The following is a 15,955-nucleotide window of genomic DNA, read 5'->3' as shown; positions in this document are numbered from 1 at the left end:
ACGACACGCAGCAGCCTTCGCCTTAACGCGGACGGGCCTCGATTGCCAATCTCGCACGAATGCGATAATAAATCGAGCGCTCGCTCGATTTTTTCATCGACACCGGAAGATCGCTCCCGCTGTCTCGCTCCAAGGACCCAGCCCATGGACTTCACCATCCCGCCCCGCGTCGAGGATTACCGCCGTCGCATCGCCGCCTTCGTCGACGCGCATGTCCTGCCGCTCGAAGCCGACCGCGCGAATTACGATGCGCATGAAAACATCCGCATCGACGTGCTCGACGCCGTGCGCGAGAAGGCGAAGGCCGAGGGCCTCTGGTGCCTCCAGTTGAAGAAGGAGACGGGCGGGCAGGAACTCGGCCGCATGGGCATGGCGGTCTGCTACGAGGCGATGAACCGCTCGCTCTTCGGCCCTGCCGTCTTCAATTCCGCCGCGCCCGATGACGGCAACATGATGGTGCTCGAAGCCGTCGGCACGCCCTATCAGAAGGAGCGCTGGCTGCAGCCCATCGTCGAGGGCAAGGTGCGCTCGGCCTTCGCCATGACCGAACCTTCGCCCGGTTCCGGCTCCGATCCGTCGATGATGCTGACCAAGGCCGAGAAGCACGGCGACAAATATGTCGTCACGGGCAAAAAATGGTTCATCACCGGCGCAGAGGAGGCGCAGCATTTCATCCTTCTCGCCCGCACCTCGGACGACCCGCGCAAGGGCCTCACCGCCTTCCTTTTCGACCGCGACCAGCCGGGCTGGAAGATCGACCGCCGCATCGAGATCATGGGCCCGGAGGAGCATGGCGGCCATTGCGAACTCACCTTCGACGGTCTCGAGATCCCGGCCCGCGACGTGATGCTGAACGAGGGTGACGGCCTCAAGGTCACGCAGATCCGGCTCGGGCCGGCACGGCTGACGCACTGCATGCGCTGGCTGGGCCTGTCCAAGCGCTGCGTCGAGATCGCCACCGAATATGCGGCCCGCCGCGAAGGTTTCGGCCAGCGCCTCGCCGACCGCGAGAGCGTGCAGTTGATGCTCGGCGATCTTGCCATGAAGATCGAGATCGCCCGGCTTCTGGTGATGAAGGCCGCCTGGGCGCTCGACCAGGGTTCGTTCGCCCGCAAGGAAGTCTCGATGGCCAAGATCCAGGTGGCGAACGTCCTCCATCAGGCCGCCGACACGGCGTTGCAGATTAACGGCGCCCGCGGCTATTCCAAGGACACGGCGATCGAGTGGATCTACCGCTACGCCCGTCAGGCCCGCCTCGTCGACGGCGCCGACGAGGTTCACAAGATGGTGCTGAACCGGCACCTGAACGAAGAGGGCCAGGATTTCTGGCGTTGGCCCGTCGAGGCCTGATCGGCCTGAGAAATGAAAAAGCCCGGCATCGCTGCCGGGCTTTTTTTCTTGGCTTATTCCGCCCGCGCGGCCCAGTCGGGGATCGAGCCGACTTCGACGCCGAAGAACGTCGTCAGCACCGCATAGCCGAGCGTCGAGATGACGACGATGGCGGCGAGGTTGAGCCAGATGCCCTGCGTCGCCATTTGCGGGATCGTCACATGGCCCGAACCGAAGACGAGCGCATTGGGCGGCGTCGCCACCGGCAGCATGAACGCCATCGAGGCCGCGAGTGCAGCCGGCACCGCCAGCATCAGCGGGTTCTCGCCGAGCGAGATGGCGAGCGCGGCCACGAGCGGCAGGAAGGTCGCCGCCGTCGCCGTGTTCGAGGTGAACTCCGTCAGGAGCAGGATCACGCCCGCCACCAGCACCACGATGCCGATCAGCGGCAGCACGCCGGCGATGGTGCCGACCTGGCCGCCGATCCACTGGTCGAGCCCGGTCGAGACGACCGCCGCGGCAAGGCTCAGCCCGCCGCCGAACAGCACCAGCACGCCCCAGGGCAGACGCAGCGCGTGCTTCCACTCGATCAGCGCGCCGCCCTTGCCGTCGCCGGCCGGCAGCACGAACAGCACCAAAGCGGCGAGAATGGCGATCGACGTGTCGTTGAGGCCGGGAATGTAGTCGTCGAGGATGGTGCGGAACACCCAGGCAAATGCGGTGACGACGAACACGACGGCGACGCGCTTTTCCGGCACCGACCAGGCGCCCAGCTTGGCGATCTCGGAGCGGAAGAGCTCGGCCGCGCCCGCGACCTCGCCCTTGTCGAGCCGGATCGTCAGCTTGGTCAGGAACAGCCAAGCGGCCAGAAGCATCAGCACCGCCACCGGCACGCCGATGATCATCCAGCGGCCGAAACCGATGTCGTAGCCATAGGTCTGGTTGAGCGCACCGGCCAGAAGCGCGTTGGGCGGCGTGCCGATCAGCGTCGCGACGCCGCCGATCGAGGCCGCGTAGGCGACGCCCAGCAGCAGGGCGAGCGGAAATTTCGACTTCGCTTCGCCGGTGTCGTCCTCCAGGAGGCCGACCACGGAAAGCGCGACGGGCAGCATCATCACGACGGTCGCGGTGTTCGACACCCACATCGACACGAAAGCGGTCGCGAGCATGAAGCCGGCGACGATCCGGCCCTGCTGCGTGCCGGTGCGCGCGACGATGTTGAGCGCGATGCGCCGGTGAAGGTTCCAGCGCTCCATGGCGAGCGCCAGGATGAAGCCGCCCATGAAGAGAAAGATGATCGGGTCGCCATAGGGCGACGTCGCCGCACCGCCCGTCGTCGCGCCGGTGATCGGGAACAGCGCGATCGGCGCCAGCGCCGTCGCCGGCACCGGGATCGCCTCGGTGATCCACCACACGATCATCAGGCTCGCCACCGCGACCACGCGCCAGCCTTCGACCGAAAGGCCTTCGGGGGCGGGAAGGACGAGGAGAAGGATGAAGAGAGCCAGTCCCGCGAAGATCGGGATGGGCTTCAGGGGAAATCGTTCGTTTCCGGTCGCAGCTTCGCTCAAGCTCGGATGCCTCCTTAAGGTTGCGTTGCGCCCGTATTCAACAGGAAGCGCGTGGGATCAACCCCATGGGTCGAACCGACCTCAAGCGAGACCCGCATCGCGAACCGGCTTCAGGTAGCTGCGGCTGACCGGAATTTCGCTTCCGTCCGCCAGATGGAGATACAGTCTGCCGTCCCTCCGCGCGCTGCGCAGCACCGCGTCTTTCGCCACCCAGTGGGAGCGATGGACCTGCAGGCCGTCGGCTCCGTCGGTCTCGGCTATGGCGTCCGAAAGGCGCATCAGCAGCATGTGCCGCCCCTTCTCGGTCCGCACCTCGACATAGTGGTCCTGCACCGAAAGATGCGTGAGCCGACCGCGCACCTCCAGCGGCAGCCGGTCGAGAAGGCTCGGCCTTCGTGGCGCTACGGACGGAACCGGCTGCGAAGCGAGCGAGCGCGTGAAGGTCGCGATCAGAGCGGAGCCGACCGCCGCGATGACGGTCGCATAGGCAAGGAGCGGCCAGAAACCGATCGCCGACCCGCCGAAGACGAGGCGGTTGAAAAGCCAGACGAACAGCGCGATGGGCACGCCGCCCGCCGCGCCGAACAGCGCATAGGTCGGAACCGAACCGCGCGGATGCCACGCCCGTTCGAGGCCGGCGATGACGGCAACGCAGATCAGGTAGGTGACGACGACGGTCGCGCCCCAATAGCCGAGCCGTGGCAGGAGGGGCAGCGCCGAATAGGTGCCGAATGGTCCCGCCAGTCCCAGCACGGCCGACACGCCACACAGCGCGGCCCACAGAAGCGGCGCGCGCAGATGGCGTTGCAGTTCGCGTATCGTGAAGTGCAGGTCGTTGCTGGCCACGAAGCAATCCGGTCGTTGACGAAGTCGCCGTTGAGAAAAGGCCGCGGCCGCCGGAAAGGTCAAGCCATTCGATGCCCGGCAGAACAGGAGACGCCGTCTTGAACCTCGAACCGCTCGCCCAGGCCGATTTCGCCATCCAGCTTCATGTCGCGGCCGCGACGGGCGCGCTCGCCCTGGGGTCGGTCGTGCTCTTCCGCCGCAAGGGGGACCGCTTGCACAGGCTTGGCGGCCGCGTCTGGGTTGCACTCATGGTCATCGTCGCGCTGTCGTCCTTCTTCATCCACGAACTGCGCGTCTTCGGTCCCTGGAGTCCGATCCACCTCGTTTCGCTCGCCACGCTCTGGTTCCTGGCCGGCGGCGTCCGGCTTGCCCGGCAACGGCGCATCGTCGCCCATCGCCGAACCATGCAGGGGACGTTCTTCGGCGGCCTGATCGTCGCCGGCGGTTTCACCTTCCTGCCCGGCCGGCTGATGCACGAGGTCATGCTGACCGACCTTGACGGCTCTTGGGCGGCGGTGCTGGCAATCGTGATATGCGTCTGCGCGTTTTGGACCTACCGATCTTCGCAACGGACGCAGATATGAAAAAGGGCGGCCCGCAAGGACCGCCCCTTCATCAGATCCGCCGCATGGGATCAGAAAGGCGAATCCGGATAGTAGTACTGCTCCGCATTGTCGGCGGTGATCAGGACCGAGCCGATGATGAAGGTACCCGATACCGGTGCATTGCCGACGAAGTTCAGCGCGGTCAGCTCGATCGCCGTGCCGATCATCGCCGGCGGATAGGTCACGTCGGCCGGGACCATCTCGTCGCCGTCCATCACGCGCTGGATCATCTCCTTCATGCCGGCGCCGCCGAGCACCCACATCTCGCCTTCGCGGCCCGCCTGGTTGATCGCCTCGATGGCGCCGACGGCCATGTCGTCATCGGAAGCCCAGACGGCGACCACGTCGGAGTTGCGCGACAGCAGATCCTGCGTGACCTCGAAAGCGTCGTCGCGGTTCCAGTTGCCGTGCTCCATGCCGACGATCTCGATGCCCGAGCCCTCGATGGCTGCCTCGAAGGCCTCGACGCGCTCATTGTCGATCGTGGTCGGAATACCGCGCAGGACGATGATGTTGCCGCCCTCGGGCAGCTTCTCCTTGAAGAACTCGCCCGCAACGCGTCCGAAGCCCGGATTGTCGCCGGCGACGTAAAGGTCTTCGATGTTCTCCTGGCTGAGCCCGCGGTCGACGACCGTCACCCACTTGCCGGCTTCCTTGACGCGCGCGACGGGGCCGGTCAGCGGCTCGGATTCGAACGGCAGGACGACCAGCGCGTCGATGTTGCGCGTCGCCATCATGTCCTCGATATCGGAGACCTGCTGGCCCGGATCGGAGGCCGTCGACAGGACGAAGTCGAGATTTTCGTAGCGCTCTTCCAGCGCGTCGATGGTCGCCTGCGCGTGGAAGTTCATGCCGCCGGCCCAGCCATGCGTCGCCGCCGGGATCGAGACGCCGATCACGGCCGTCTCGGCGTCCTGCGCGTAGAGCGGGGTGGCAAATGCGACGCCGAGCGCCAATACGCCGGCCAATGCTTTCAGTTTCATGGTCTCTCTCCCTTGGTTAGCTCTGCTTTTCGAGCGCTTTTGCCCGTCACCGTTCCGCCTTGCGCTGGCGTTGCAGGACGACGGCCAAAATGATGATCACGCCCTGGATCGCCCCGTTGAGATAGGGACTGACCAGGTTCGCGAGATTGAGGATGTTGCCGATCAGGCTGAGAATGAGGACACCGACGACGGTGCCCCACACACGGCCGAAACCGCCCTTGAGAACCGTGCCGCCGATGATGACGGCAGCGATCGCCTCCAGTTCCCACAGAACGCCGGTCGAGCTCGAGGCCGAGCCGAGGCGCGGCACGTACATGATGGTCGCGACGCCGACGAGAACGCCGAGCAGAACGTAGGTCATCAGGCGGACGCGGTCGACATGGACGGCCGAATAGCGCGCGACCTGCTCGTTGGAGCCGATCGCCGCGCAGTGCCGGCCGAACGGCGTCTTGCGCATGATGATCTCGCCCAGGATCGCGACCAGCGCGAAGACGATGATCGGCCAGGCGACGCCCAGGATGCCGCCATAATAGACCGGCCGGTAGACCTCGCGCACCGCATAGTCGAGCGACAGCGTGCCGCCGTCTGCAAGCCAGGTGATCAGCGAGCGGAAGATGCCCATCGTGCCGAGCGTGACGATGAAGGCCTCAATCCGCGCCTGTGTGATCAGCAGCCCGTTGACGAGGCCCGCGACGAGCCCGACGACGAGCGCCGCCGCCATGCCGACGAGGATCACGCCCCAGCCGACGCCCATCGACGGCACCAGCGCGTTCATCACCAAGATCATCACCCCGGCGATGAAGGCTGCCATCGAGCCGACCGAGAGGTCGAGCCCGCCCGACGTGATGACGAAGGTCATCCCGACCGCGATGATGCCGATGAAGGCCGAGCGCGCGAGAACGTTGGTGACGTTGCCGTAGCTGAGGAAATTCGGGTTGAGGAATGCGCCGAGCGCGATCAGCGCCAGCAGGGCAATGACCGGCCCCCAGATGTGGAAGTCGATGCGCAGGCCCGACCGGGCGGGTGCGGCGGATGCGGTTTCGCTGGTCATGCTGCGGCCCTGCCTTCAAGTCCCATTGCGTGGCGCACGATCTGGTCCTCGTTGATTTCGTCAGCCTGAAGCACGCCAGTGATGCGGCCCGAGCGCATCACGACGACCCGGTGGGCGAGCCCGATGATCTCGGCCATCTCCGACGAGATGACGATCACGCTCTTGCCCGAGGCGGCGAGCTTCTGGATGAATTCGTAGATCTGCTGTTTGGTGCCGATGTCGATGCCGCGGGTCGGCTCGTCGATGATGACGATGTCCGGCTCGGCCAGCATGGTCTTGGCCAGAAGCAGCTTCTGCTGGTTGCCGCCCGAAAGATTCCCGACGCGGATGTCGCGGCTTGGTGCGCGCACGTCGAATTCGGAAATTGCCTTCGTCAGAGCCGCGTCTTCCGCCTTGGCGTCGATCGAATAGCGGCCGAACCGGTCGAGCGCGAGGAGCGTCAGATTCTCGCGCATTCCCTGCGTCAGCACGAGACCGCGCCCCTTGCGATCCTCGGTCAGGTAGACGATGCCCGCACGCCGCGCATCCTTGACCGAGCCGATCGCAATATCTTTGCCGCCGACCTCGACCCGGCCCTGCGCGTCCCGCACGCCGATCAGCCCTTCCATCAGCTCCGTCCGGCCCGCGCCGACGAGCCCGGCAAAGCCGAGAATTTCGCCGCGCTTCAGATCGAAGGAAGCGTCGCGGACGATGTTCCCGACCGAAAAATTCGTCACCGAAAGCACGACATCGCCATCGGCCGGGATATGCTTTTGCGGAAACAGATTGGAGAGTTCGCGGCCCACCATGGCCTGCGCCATCTGGTCCTCGTTCATCTCCCCGGCGCCCGCCACCGCGACGCGCGCGCCATCGCGGAAGACGGTGATCCGATCGGCGATCTTCGCCACTTCATCGAGCTTGTGCGAGGTGTAGAGGATCGCGGTGCCCGTCGCCTTCAGCCGCTCGATCTGGCGGAACAGCACTGCCGCCTCGCGATTGGTCAGCACCGCCGTCGGCTCGTCCATGATGAGCACGCGCGCATTGCGCGACAACGCCTTGGCAATCTCCACCATCTGCTTGTCGGAGACGGAGATGTCGGAGACGCGGGCATTGGGGCTCACCCGCGTCTCCAATTCGGACAGAAGCCGTTCCGCCTCCGCCCGCATCGCCTTCTTGTCGAGAAAGAAGCCGCGCTTCAGTTCCCGACCGAGAAAGATGTTCTCCTCGACGCTCAATTGCTCGGCGAGGTTGAATTCCTGATGGATGAGGATGACGCCCTGGTCCTCGGCATCTTCGCTGGACGAAAAGGCGACCGGCTTGCCGTCGAGCAGCAATTCGCCCTTGGTCGGCGCCAGATAGCCCGACAGGATCTTCATCATCGTCGACTTGCCGGCGCCGTTCTCGCCGATCAGCGCATGGACCTCGCCCGCATGCAGCGCCAGCCCGACCTCGTGCAGCACCTCGATCGGCCCGAAGGACCGTGAAACGTCGCGTGCCTCGAGGATCGGAGTGCCGCTCACAGCTTGACGAAGCTCCCGTTCTTTGCCGACGAACGAACGCAGGCGTCGATGAATTTCAGCCCTTCGACGCCGTCCTCGACGGTCGGATAGACGACGTCGGCCGGCACGGATTCACCGGCCGTTCTCGCGCGGATCGCGCGCGCGGCCTCGGCATAGATGTTGGCAAAGCCCTCGAGATAGCCTTCGGGATGGCCGGGCGGAATGCGGCTGACCCGTGCCGCTGCCGCGCCCGCGCCAGCGCCGTTGCGGGTGATGAGGCGCTTCGGCTCGCCGAACGGCGTGTACCAGAGCTTGTTCGGCTCTTCCTGGCACCATTCGATGCCGCCCTTGTCGCCGAAGACGCGCAGCTTCAACCCGTTCTCGCAGCCGGGCGCAACCTGGCTCGACCAGAGCATCCCGCGCGCGCCGCCGTCGAAACGCAGCAGGATATGCGCATTGTCGTCAACCCGCCGGCCCGGCACGAAGCGATGCAGTTCGGCGGCAAGCTCCTCGGTCTTCAGTCCGGTCACGAAGGACAGGAGGTTGTAGGCATGCGTGCCGATGTCGCCGATCGAGCCGCCCGCGCCCGACTGCGCCGGGTCGGTGCGCCACGCCGCCTGCTTGGAGCCCGTCTCTTCGGCGGCTTCCGTCAGCCAGTCCTGCGCATATTCGGCCTGCACCACGCGGATCGCGCCTAGGTCGCCATTGGCGATCATCTCGCGCGCCTGCCGCACCATCGGATAGCCGGTATAGTTGTGCGTCAGCACGAACAGCGCATCGCTCTCGCTTGCAAGCCTGGCGAGCTTCTTCGCATCCGCCAGCGTCGACGTCAGCGGCTTGTCGCAGATGACGTGAATGCCGCGCTTCAGGAATTCGCGCGCGATCGGAAAATGCATGTGGTTCGGCGTGACGATGGCGACGGCCTCGATGCCATCCTTGCGTCGCGCCTCGCGTGAAGCCATGTCGCGGAAGGAGCCATAGATGCGCTTGTCGTCGAGCCCAAGCGCACGGCCGGACTCCAGCGCCCGCTGCGGCGTCGAGGAGAGCGCGCCCGCGACGAGCTGGAACTCGCCGTCGATGCGCGCTGCAATGCGATGTACCGCGCCGATGAACGCGTCCTTGCCGCCGCCCACCATGCCGAGCCGGATCGGCCCTGCGCGTTTTTCGGAGGTTCCGGTGATCGCCATTATGCGCCGAGCCCCAGCATGCGCCGGTTGGCCGCTTCGTCGGTCCCGCCATCGGCGAAATCGTCGAACGCCTTTTCCGTCACGCGGATGATGTGGTGCTTGACGAACTCCGCGCCCTCGCGCGCGCCGTCCTCGGGGTGCTTGAGGCAGCATTCCCATTCGACCACGGCCCAGCCGTCGAAATCGTTCGCCGTCAGCTTGGAGAACACCGCGCCGAAATCGACCTGCCCGTCGCCCAGCGAGCGGAAGCGGCCGGCGCGGTTGACCCAGGGCTGAAAGCCGGAATAAACGCCCTGCCGACCGGTCGGATTGAACTCCGCATCCTTGACGTGGAACATGCGGATGCGCTCGGCATAGATGTCGATATTGTCGAGATAGTCGAGGCACTGAAGGACATAGTGCGACGGGTCGTAGAGCATGTTCGCGCGGGGGTGGTTACCGACGCGCTCCAAAAACATTTCGAAGGTCGTGCCGTCGAACAAATCCTCGCCTGGATGAATCTCATAACAGACGTCGACGCCGCATTCGTCGGCATGGTCGAGGATCGGCTTCCAGCGCCGCGCGAGTTCGTCGAACGCCGTCTCGATCAGACCCGCCGGGCGCTGCGGCCACGGATACATGTAGGGCCAGGCGAGCGCGCCGGAGAAGGACGCCATCGCGCCGATGCCGAGATGCTTCGACGCGGTCAGCGCCTTCTTCACCTGGTCGACCGCCCATTCCTGCCGCGCCTTGGGGTTGCCGCGCATCGCCGGAACGGTGAAGCCATCGAAGCCTTCGTCATAGGCCGGGTGGACGGCGACGAGCTGGCCCTGCAGATGCGTCGAAAGCTCGGTCACCTCGACGCCGTTCTCGCGCGCCTTGCCCGCAAACTCGTCGCAATAATCCTTGGAGGATGCGGCCTTGTCGAGATCGATCAGGCGCGCGTCCCAGCTTGGAACCTGCACGCCGGCATAGCCGGTGTCGGCCGCCCATTTGGTGATCGAATCCCAGGAATTGAACGGCGCTTCGTCGCCTGCGAACTGCGCCAGAAAGAGCGCTGGGCCCTTGATCGTCTTCATGCCTCTCCTCCCGGACGCCTCCACGCCCGTCTGCCGATTTTCGCAATTGCAGCGCAAAACTGCTGCGTTGCAGCGATGTAATCGATTGCATGAAACTAAAACAGAGAATGTAATGGATTACAAGCGGCTTTCGTCGCGCCGCTGAAATCGCCGATTGCCAAGTGCGGCGAAGCCTTGCACAAGCCCTTTCATATGAGGGCGGGAGAGAAGATGAAGGGGTTTGCCCAGAACAGTCCGAGGATCAGGGACGTGGCGGATGCCGCGGGCGTCTCGACGGCCACCGTCAGCCGCGCGCTGTCCGCGCCCGATCGCGTCTCGGCCGATACCCGGGCGATCGTCCTGAAGGCGATCGAGGAAACCGGCTACCGGGTCAATCACGCCGCGCGCAATCTGCGCCGCCGTCAGGCAGGCGGCATCGTCGTGCTCGTCCCGAACCTTGCCAATCCGTTCTTCTCGCAGATCCTGTCGGGCATCACCTTCGCCATGGCGACCTCCGGCTACAACGTCCTGATCGCCGATACGCGACAGGCGCCGAATGCCGAGCACCGCATTCTCGACTATCTCCACAACAACCGCGCCGACGGGCTGATCGTGCTCGACGCCAATTTGCCCGAAGACGTCCTGTCGGCCGGCGACACGCCGAACCACCACCCGCCGATCGTCTTCGCTTGCGAATGGCTCGACGCTGATCCGCGCCCGACCGTCACGATCGACAACGAGGAGGGCGCAAAGCTCGCCATCCGCCATCTCGCCGACCTCGGCCATACGCGCATCGGCCATCTGATGGGCCCGCCCGACAACATCCTGACCATCACGCGGGCGAAGGGCGCCCGTGCCGCGCTCGCCGAACTCGACCTTGCGATCCGCCAGGACTGGTTCTTCGATGGCGACTTCTCGCTCGCCTCCGGCGCCGCCGCCGCCCATGCCTGGCTGGCCCTGAACGACCGCCCGACGGCTGTCTTCTGCGCCTCCGACGCAATGGCCTGCGGCTTCATCGGCGAACTGCACCACAAGGGCGTGCGCGTGCCGGACGAAGTCTCGGTCGTCGGCTTCGACGACATCGAGATCGCCGCCCATTTCGTCCCCTCGCTCACCACCATCGCCCAGCCCCGCGCGCTGATCGGCGAGACGGCAGCGCGCAAGCTGCTGGCGCTCATCGCCGAAGGCCGCGAAAACGGCAGCGCCACCGGCGCATCCGATATCCTGCCCGTCCAGCTCGTCGCCCGCGAAAGCTCCGCTCCGCCGCGCTGAATCATCTGGGTTGGAAAACAATTCCCGAGTCGGACCGATAATCGGATCGAAATTCTCGGTGACGCCGGCAGATTGAACGGCGCATACCCCTCTCCGCGCCGTTGCATCGCCTATATTGAGCCTGGAAATTTCACTTTCTCAGGAGAGACGGCAATGCGCATCGCAGCTCTGGCCATGACCCTTGCACTCGGCGCCGCCGCGCCCGCCTTCGCCCAGACCGCAGAGGTGACGCCGCTCGTCACCGCCGAATGGCTGAAGACCAATGCCGGCGGCGAGAACGTCGTCGTGCTCGACATCCGCGACGAGATCGAAGGCACCGACCTCGGCGAGACGCCCTATATCGAGAACGCCGTCGTCGCGCCCTATGCCTCGGCCGGCTGGCGCACCGAAGTCGACGGCGTCCCGGGCCAGCTTCCGCCGCTTGAGAACATCACCAAGCTGATCGGCTCGCTCGGCATCGACAATGATGACCATGTCGTCATCGTGCCCTGGGGCACGGATTCGTCCGAATTCGGCGGCGCGACCCGCGTCTACTGGACCTTCAAGCATCTCGGCCACGACGCCGTATCGATCCTCGACGGCGGCTGGCGCCAGTACGACGCCGCCGGCCTGCCGCGCGTCGCGGAAGCCGCGACGCCGGAAGCGGCCGAATTCACCGCCGAAATCAATGACGACATCCTCGCCACGACCGAAGAGGTCCAGGCCGCGCTCGACGCCGGCGTCACCCTCGTCGACGGCCGCCCGGCCGAGCAGTATGAGGGCAAGTCGAAGAGCCCGGTCGTGCGCACCGAAGGCACCATTCCCGGCGCCGTGAACATCGAGCATTCCAAGCTCTACAGCGCCGAATACGCGACCTTCGCCAAGCCCGAGACCGTCGAAGCCCTGTCGACCGCCGTCGGCCTCGCCAAGGACCAGGAAAACATCGCCTTCTGCAACACCGGCCACTGGGCCTCGATCGCCTGGTTCGGCCTGTCGGAAGTGCTCGGCAACAAGCAGACCGCCATGTATGACGGCTCGATGGCCGAATGGACCGTCGACGAAAGCCGCCCGGTCGAGAACAAGTCGGGTACGTAAGAGCGGCGCGCGACGCCCCCTCCGGCCCTCCGGGCCACCTCCCCCGTAAACGGAGGAGGAGCCCCGTTGCGGACGGCCGCGACCTAAATCCTCCCCTGCGAAGCGGGGGAGGGGGACCGCCGAAGGCGGTGGAGGGGGCGCTGCACTAACGGCCCCTCCCTTGCCCAATCCGCCAAACAAGCCGAATGTGCTAAATGTCCGGCCCCGCCGGGCATTCGCTTTTTGACCGAGACCAACCGGACATCATGACCGACGCCGCCTTTCCCCGCCCGAACTACCTGCCACCCGCCATTCCCGACCGCGCGCCGATGCTCGTCGCGGCGACCGCGCTCGTCGCCGGCTTCCTGCTGATCGCCTGGCTGGTCGACCTGCGCCAGGCCTCGCTCTTCGTCCTCGGCGGCCTTCTCGGCGCGACGCTCTACCACGCCTCGTTCGGTTTCACCGGCGGCTGGCGGCGCATGGTCGTCGAAAAGCGCGGACGCGGCATGCGCGCGCAGATGCTGATGATCGCAGTCGCGGCGGTCGCGATGATCCCGCTTCTCGCCGCCGGCAGCCTCGGCGGCCAGGCGCTCGCGCCTGCGACCGCCCCGGTGGGCGTCTCGGTCCTCGTCGGCGCCGCGATCTTCGGCCTTGGCATGCAGCTTGGCGGCGGCTGCGGCTCGGGCACGCTGTTCACCGTCGGCGGCGGCTCCTCGCGCATGCTCGTCACGCTGGCCTTCTTCATCGTCGGCGCGGTCATCGGCACCGCGCACCTTCCCTGGTGGCTGGCGCAGCCTTCCCTGCCCGCCATCAGCCTCGGCAACGAGATCGGCATCGGCTCGGCGATCCTCGCCACCCTCGCCGCACTCGGCCTCGTCGCGCTGGTGACCGCGCTGATCGAGCACCGCGCCCATGGCAATCTCGAAGCCGAGCCCGCGCCGGCCCGGCCCGGCTGGACGTGGATACTCTCCGGCCCCTGGCCGCTCGTCGGCGCTGGCGTGCTGCTCGCGCTCCTCAACATCGCGACGCTGCTCCTTGCCGGCCACCCCTGGTCCGTCACCTTCGGCTTCGGCCTGTGGGGCGCAAAGGCGGCGCAGGTCGCCGGCATCCCGGTCGAGACCTGGGAATTCTGGAACTGGCCGGGACCGCAGCGCGCACTCTCGTCCTCCGTCCTCGCCGACACCGTCTCGGTGATGAATTTCGGCATCATCCTCGGCGCCGGCCTTGCCGCGAGCCTCGCCGGCAAGTTCGCGCCCAAGGTCGCCGTGCCGTTCCTGTCCATGCTGGCAGCCGCCATCGGCGGCATCCTGATGGGCTATGGCGCGCGGCTGTCCTTCGGCTGCAACATCGGCGCGCTCTTTTCCGGCATCGCCTCGGGCAGCCTTCACGGCTGGCTCTGGTTCGCCGCCGCCTTCGCCGGCTCATGGGTCGGCGTCTGGGCCCGTCCCCTCTTCGGCCTCGACGGATTCGCGAAGAAATGAGCGCCCGCAACACCGTCCTCTTCGGCGCCGCCCTCGCCGCCGCCACCGCGGCGATCGCCGTCGATCACGTCAACCATCCGGTCCAGCGCGCACCAGCGCCCGTCGCGGGTCAGGCCCAAACCGGCGCCGCCCCCTGCGCCGCGGCAGCGCCATGTGCGGCAGCAGCCCCGTGTGCAGCGGCAGCCCCTTGCGCTGCCGGCGCGCCGCTGGCCGCACCTCCACCGCCGCCCGCTCAAGCACCCTGCGCCGCTGCCGCTCCATGCGCGGCCGCCGCACCGCAGGCCCTGCGCGCACCGCCACCGCCGCCCGCCGCACCACAGGCAGAAGCACCCCAACTCGCGCCCCCGCCTCCGCCGCCGACGCCCCTGCCGGACCCGAACGCGGAAGCGCCCGACCTCGTGGTGGACTGATGACCGACGCGAAAGCCCGCGCGCGCGACGAGATCGCCTTTTGCGAAGCGATCCTCGCCAAGGGCGGGCAGAACGTCCTGACGGAAACCTTCCGCGACGCATCCGGCGTCACGGTCTGGGATCATTACCCGCAAGGCGACGTCTTCGACCCCGCCTCCGGCGCGCAATGGTTCTACCACTGCCACCCGGCGGAAGAGGGAGCGGCCGAGCACGGCCATTTCCACTGCTTCCTGCGGCCAGACGGCATCGCGGGCCCGATCCATCACCTCGCCGCCATCGGCGTCGATGCTTACGGAAAACGCCTGCGCATCTTCACGGTCAACCAGTGGGTGGTCGGCGACGACTGGCTGGACGCCGAAGCGACGATCCCGCTCGCCCGCCGCTTCGACATGCAGATGCCGCGCCCGTCCTATCTCGTGAACCGCTGGCTGACCGCGATCTTCGCCGCCTATGAGGACGAAATCGCGCGCCTGATCGCCGAGCGCGACCGCGTCCTCGCCGCCCACGTGCCGCCGCAGGGCATCGCTGCGCGCGAAGACCGCGCGCTCGAAGTCACCTCCGAGCTACTGCTCGCCGAGCTTCATTGACGGGTCGTATTCGACGCCCGGCACGTCCTTGATCACCGCCTGCCCGCACCGCATCGCCTTGGCCTCCGCGTCATAGGCATAGGTCGGCGAGCCGTGGAGATGCCAGCCCCTGGCGAGCGCGTTCGATACCTTGTGGCAGAAGCTCGAATCGTCGGGTCCGGTCAGCAATCGATAAAGCCGCATGGGTCTTCCTTATTTTCCAGCCTTGGCGAGCAACCGCTCGGCCTGTTCCAGATGAAGCCGCTCGACCATCTTTCCGTCGAGCGAAATGACGCCCCTGTCGCGATTTTCCGGCAGGGCGAAGGCAGCGCGGATAGCTTGCGCCTCCGCAACCGCCGCCTCGCTCGGCGAAAACGCCGCATTGGCCGGATCGATCTGCGCGGGATGAATCAGCGTTTTGCCGTCGAAACCCATATTCGCGCCCTCACGGCACTCGGCGCCGAACGCGTCGAGATCGCGAAAATCGTTCGACACGCCGTCGAGAACGTCGAGCCCGCCCGCGCGCGCCGCAAGCACCATCTGCATCAGCCAAGGCGTCAGGTATCGCCTGTCCGGGGTGGCCAACACGCCGGTATCCTTGACGAGATCATTGGTGCCCGCGACGAGGCAGGCGAGCCGCGCCGCATTGTCCCGCCCGAGTTCGGCGATGGCGCCGAGATTGAGCATCGCGCGCGGCGTTTCGATCATCGCCCACAGCCAGCATTCGGTATCGCCCCGATCGAGCAGCCGGTCGGCGTCGAGAACGTCGCGCGGCCCGTCGACCTTGGGCAGCAGCACCGCATCGGGCGAAGCCTCGCGCGCGGCGCGCAGATCGTCCCGCCCCCATTCGGTGGAAAGCGCGTTGATCCGCAGCACAGTCTCTTTCGCGCCCGCTCCCCGCTCCGCGATGAACCGGCACGCCGCCTCCCGCGCCTCGATCTTCTGCGACGGCGCGACCGCATCCTCGAGGTCGATCACCACCGCGTCGCAGGCAAGCGTCGCGATCTTGGCGAGCGCCTTGGCGTTTGTGGCGGGAACATAAAGCACCGAGCGGCGTGGGCGGTTGGGTCGCATGGTCATGCCGCT

The 15,955-nt window shown here is 66.5% G+C and carries 15 protein-coding genes; 6 read left to right on the top strand and 9 right to left on the bottom strand.

Annotated elements, in window-relative coordinates:
- The first annotated feature begins 144 nt into the window (after positions 1–144).
- Positions 145–1,350, top strand: coding sequence for an acyl-CoA dehydrogenase family protein (locus ALII_RS0116300; protein ID WP_024588299.1), 1,206 nt, complete (start codon positions 145–147; stop codon positions 1,348–1,350).
- Positions 1,351–1,403: 53 nt separating this feature from the next.
- Here ALII_RS0116300 and ALII_RS0116295 read toward each other — a convergent pair whose 3' ends face one another.
- The gene (locus ALII_RS0116295) at positions 1,404–2,900 is read right to left on the bottom strand and encodes a DASS family sodium-coupled anion symporter (RefSeq protein WP_024588298.1); all 1,497 of its coding nucleotides are present in this window, start codon (positions 2,898–2,900) and stop codon (positions 1,404–1,406) included.
- 81 nt (positions 2,901–2,981) lie between these two features.
- Positions 2,982–3,746, bottom strand: a complete 765-nt coding sequence (locus tag ALII_RS0116290) for a LytTR family DNA-binding domain-containing protein (protein ID WP_024588297.1) — start codon at positions 3,744–3,746, stop codon at positions 2,982–2,984.
- 98 nt (positions 3,747–3,844) lie between these two features.
- Here ALII_RS0116290 and ALII_RS0116285 point away from each other — a divergent pair, with 98 nt between their 5' ends.
- Positions 3,845–4,330: a DUF2306 domain-containing protein gene (locus tag ALII_RS0116285; RefSeq protein ID WP_024588296.1), complete on the top strand. Its 486-nt coding sequence runs from the start codon at positions 3,845–3,847 to the stop codon at positions 4,328–4,330.
- 50 nt (positions 4,331–4,380) lie between these two features.
- On the opposite strand, the gene ALII_RS0116280 is transcribed toward ALII_RS0116285, so the two are convergent.
- From ALII_RS0116280 to ALII_RS0116260, 5 genes are read right to left on the bottom strand one after another with little or no spacing between them, the layout of a single operon-like run.
- On the bottom strand, positions 4,381–5,334 hold the full coding sequence (locus tag ALII_RS0116280; RefSeq protein WP_024588295.1) for an ABC transporter substrate-binding protein: 954 nt from the start codon (positions 5,332–5,334) through the stop codon (positions 4,381–4,383).
- Between the two features lie 46 nt (positions 5,335–5,380).
- Positions 5,381–6,385, bottom strand: coding sequence for an ABC transporter permease (locus ALII_RS0116275; RefSeq protein ID WP_024588294.1), 1,005 nt, complete (start codon positions 6,383–6,385; stop codon positions 5,381–5,383).
- A complete protein-coding gene (locus ALII_RS0116270; protein ID WP_024588293.1) occupies positions 6,382–7,884 on the bottom strand; it encodes a sugar ABC transporter ATP-binding protein in 1,503 nt (500 codons plus the stop codon). The genes ALII_RS0116275 and ALII_RS0116270 overlap by 4 nt, the downstream gene beginning before the upstream one ends.
- Complete coding sequence (locus tag ALII_RS0116265) at positions 7,881–9,050, bottom strand: Gfo/Idh/MocA family oxidoreductase (RefSeq protein WP_024588292.1); 1,170 nt, start codon at positions 9,048–9,050, stop codon at positions 7,881–7,883. Before ALII_RS0116265 ends, ALII_RS0116270 begins: the two co-directional genes overlap by 4 nt.
- Positions 9,050–10,108 carry a sugar phosphate isomerase/epimerase gene (locus ALII_RS0116260; protein WP_024588291.1) on the bottom strand — a complete coding sequence of 353 codons (1,059 nt, stop codon included), beginning with the start codon at positions 10,106–10,108 and terminating at the stop codon, positions 9,050–9,052. Before ALII_RS0116260 ends, ALII_RS0116265 begins: the two co-directional genes overlap by 1 nt.
- A gap of 210 nt (positions 10,109–10,318) precedes the next feature.
- Here ALII_RS0116260 and ALII_RS0116255 point away from each other — a divergent pair, with 210 nt between their 5' ends.
- From ALII_RS0116255 to ALII_RS0116240, 4 genes are all read left to right on the top strand, one after another.
- On the top strand, positions 10,319–11,359 hold the full coding sequence (locus tag ALII_RS0116255; protein WP_029660631.1) for a LacI family DNA-binding transcriptional regulator: 1,041 nt from the start codon (positions 10,319–10,321) through the stop codon (positions 11,357–11,359).
- Positions 11,360–11,512: 153 nt separating this feature from the next.
- A complete protein-coding gene (locus tag ALII_RS0116250; RefSeq protein ID WP_024588289.1) occupies positions 11,513–12,433 on the top strand; it encodes a sulfurtransferase in 921 nt (306 codons plus the stop codon).
- A 245-nt stretch (positions 12,434–12,678) separates the two neighbouring features.
- On the top strand, positions 12,679–13,893 hold the full coding sequence (locus tag ALII_RS0116245) for a YeeE/YedE family protein (RefSeq protein WP_024588288.1): 1,215 nt from the start codon (positions 12,679–12,681) through the stop codon (positions 13,891–13,893).
- 409 nt (positions 13,894–14,302) lie between these two features.
- On the top strand, positions 14,303–14,890 hold the full coding sequence (locus ALII_RS0116240; protein WP_024588287.1) for a hypothetical protein: 588 nt from the start codon (positions 14,303–14,305) through the stop codon (positions 14,888–14,890).
- Here the strand turns inward: ALII_RS0116240 and ALII_RS0116235 are convergent.
- A complete protein-coding gene (locus ALII_RS0116235; RefSeq protein ID WP_024588286.1) occupies positions 14,867–15,073 on the bottom strand; it encodes a DUF1737 domain-containing protein in 207 nt (68 codons plus the stop codon). The genes ALII_RS0116240 and ALII_RS0116235 overlap by 24 nt on opposite strands.
- Positions 15,074–15,082: 9 nt before the next feature.
- Entirely contained in the window at positions 15,083–15,949 is an 867-nt protein-coding gene (locus tag ALII_RS0116230; RefSeq protein ID WP_024588285.1) for a CoA ester lyase, read from the bottom strand.
- Between the last annotated feature and the right edge of the window lie 6 nt (positions 15,950–15,955).

It is taken from the genome of Aliihoeflea sp. 2WW (assembly GCF_000497755.1).
In the GTDB taxonomy this organism is placed as follows: domain Bacteria; phylum Pseudomonadota; class Alphaproteobacteria; order Rhizobiales; family Rhizobiaceae; genus Aliihoeflea.
This window is presented reverse-complemented; position numbering and strand designations above follow the sequence as displayed.

Coding starts and splice junctions, on each gene's coding strand:
- ALII_RS0116260 (WP_024588291.1), bottom strand. CDS start 10,108: ATGAAGACGATCAAGGGCCCAGCGCTCTTTCTGGCGCAGTTCGCAGGC.
- ALII_RS0116280 (WP_024588295.1), bottom strand. CDS start 5,334: ATGAAACTGAAAGCATTGGCCGGCGTATTGGCGCTCGGCGTCGCATTT.
- ALII_RS0116255 (WP_029660631.1), top strand. CDS start 10,319: ATGAAGGGGTTTGCCCAGAACAGTCCGAGGATCAGGGACGTGGCGGAT.
- ALII_RS0116245 (WP_024588288.1), top strand. CDS start 12,679: ATGACCGACGCCGCCTTTCCCCGCCCGAACTACCTGCCACCCGCCATT.
- ALII_RS0116250 (WP_024588289.1), top strand. CDS start 11,513: ATGCGCATCGCAGCTCTGGCCATGACCCTTGCACTCGGCGCCGCCGCG.
- ALII_RS0116275 (WP_024588294.1), bottom strand. CDS start 6,385: ATGACCAGCGAAACCGCATCCGCCGCACCCGCCCGGTCGGGCCTGCGC.
- ALII_RS0116230 (WP_024588285.1), bottom strand. CDS start 15,949: ATGACCATGCGACCCAACCGCCCACGCCGCTCGGTGCTTTATGTTCCC.
- ALII_RS0116300 (WP_024588299.1), top strand. CDS start 145: ATGGACTTCACCATCCCGCCCCGCGTCGAGGATTACCGCCGTCGCATC.
- ALII_RS0116265 (WP_024588292.1), bottom strand. CDS start 9,050: ATGGCGATCACCGGAACCTCCGAAAAACGCGCAGGGCCGATCCGGCTC.
- ALII_RS0116240 (WP_024588287.1), top strand. CDS start 14,303: ATGACCGACGCGAAAGCCCGCGCGCGCGACGAGATCGCCTTTTGCGAA.
- ALII_RS0116235 (WP_024588286.1), bottom strand. CDS start 15,073: ATGCGGCTTTATCGATTGCTGACCGGACCCGACGATTCGAGCTTCTGC.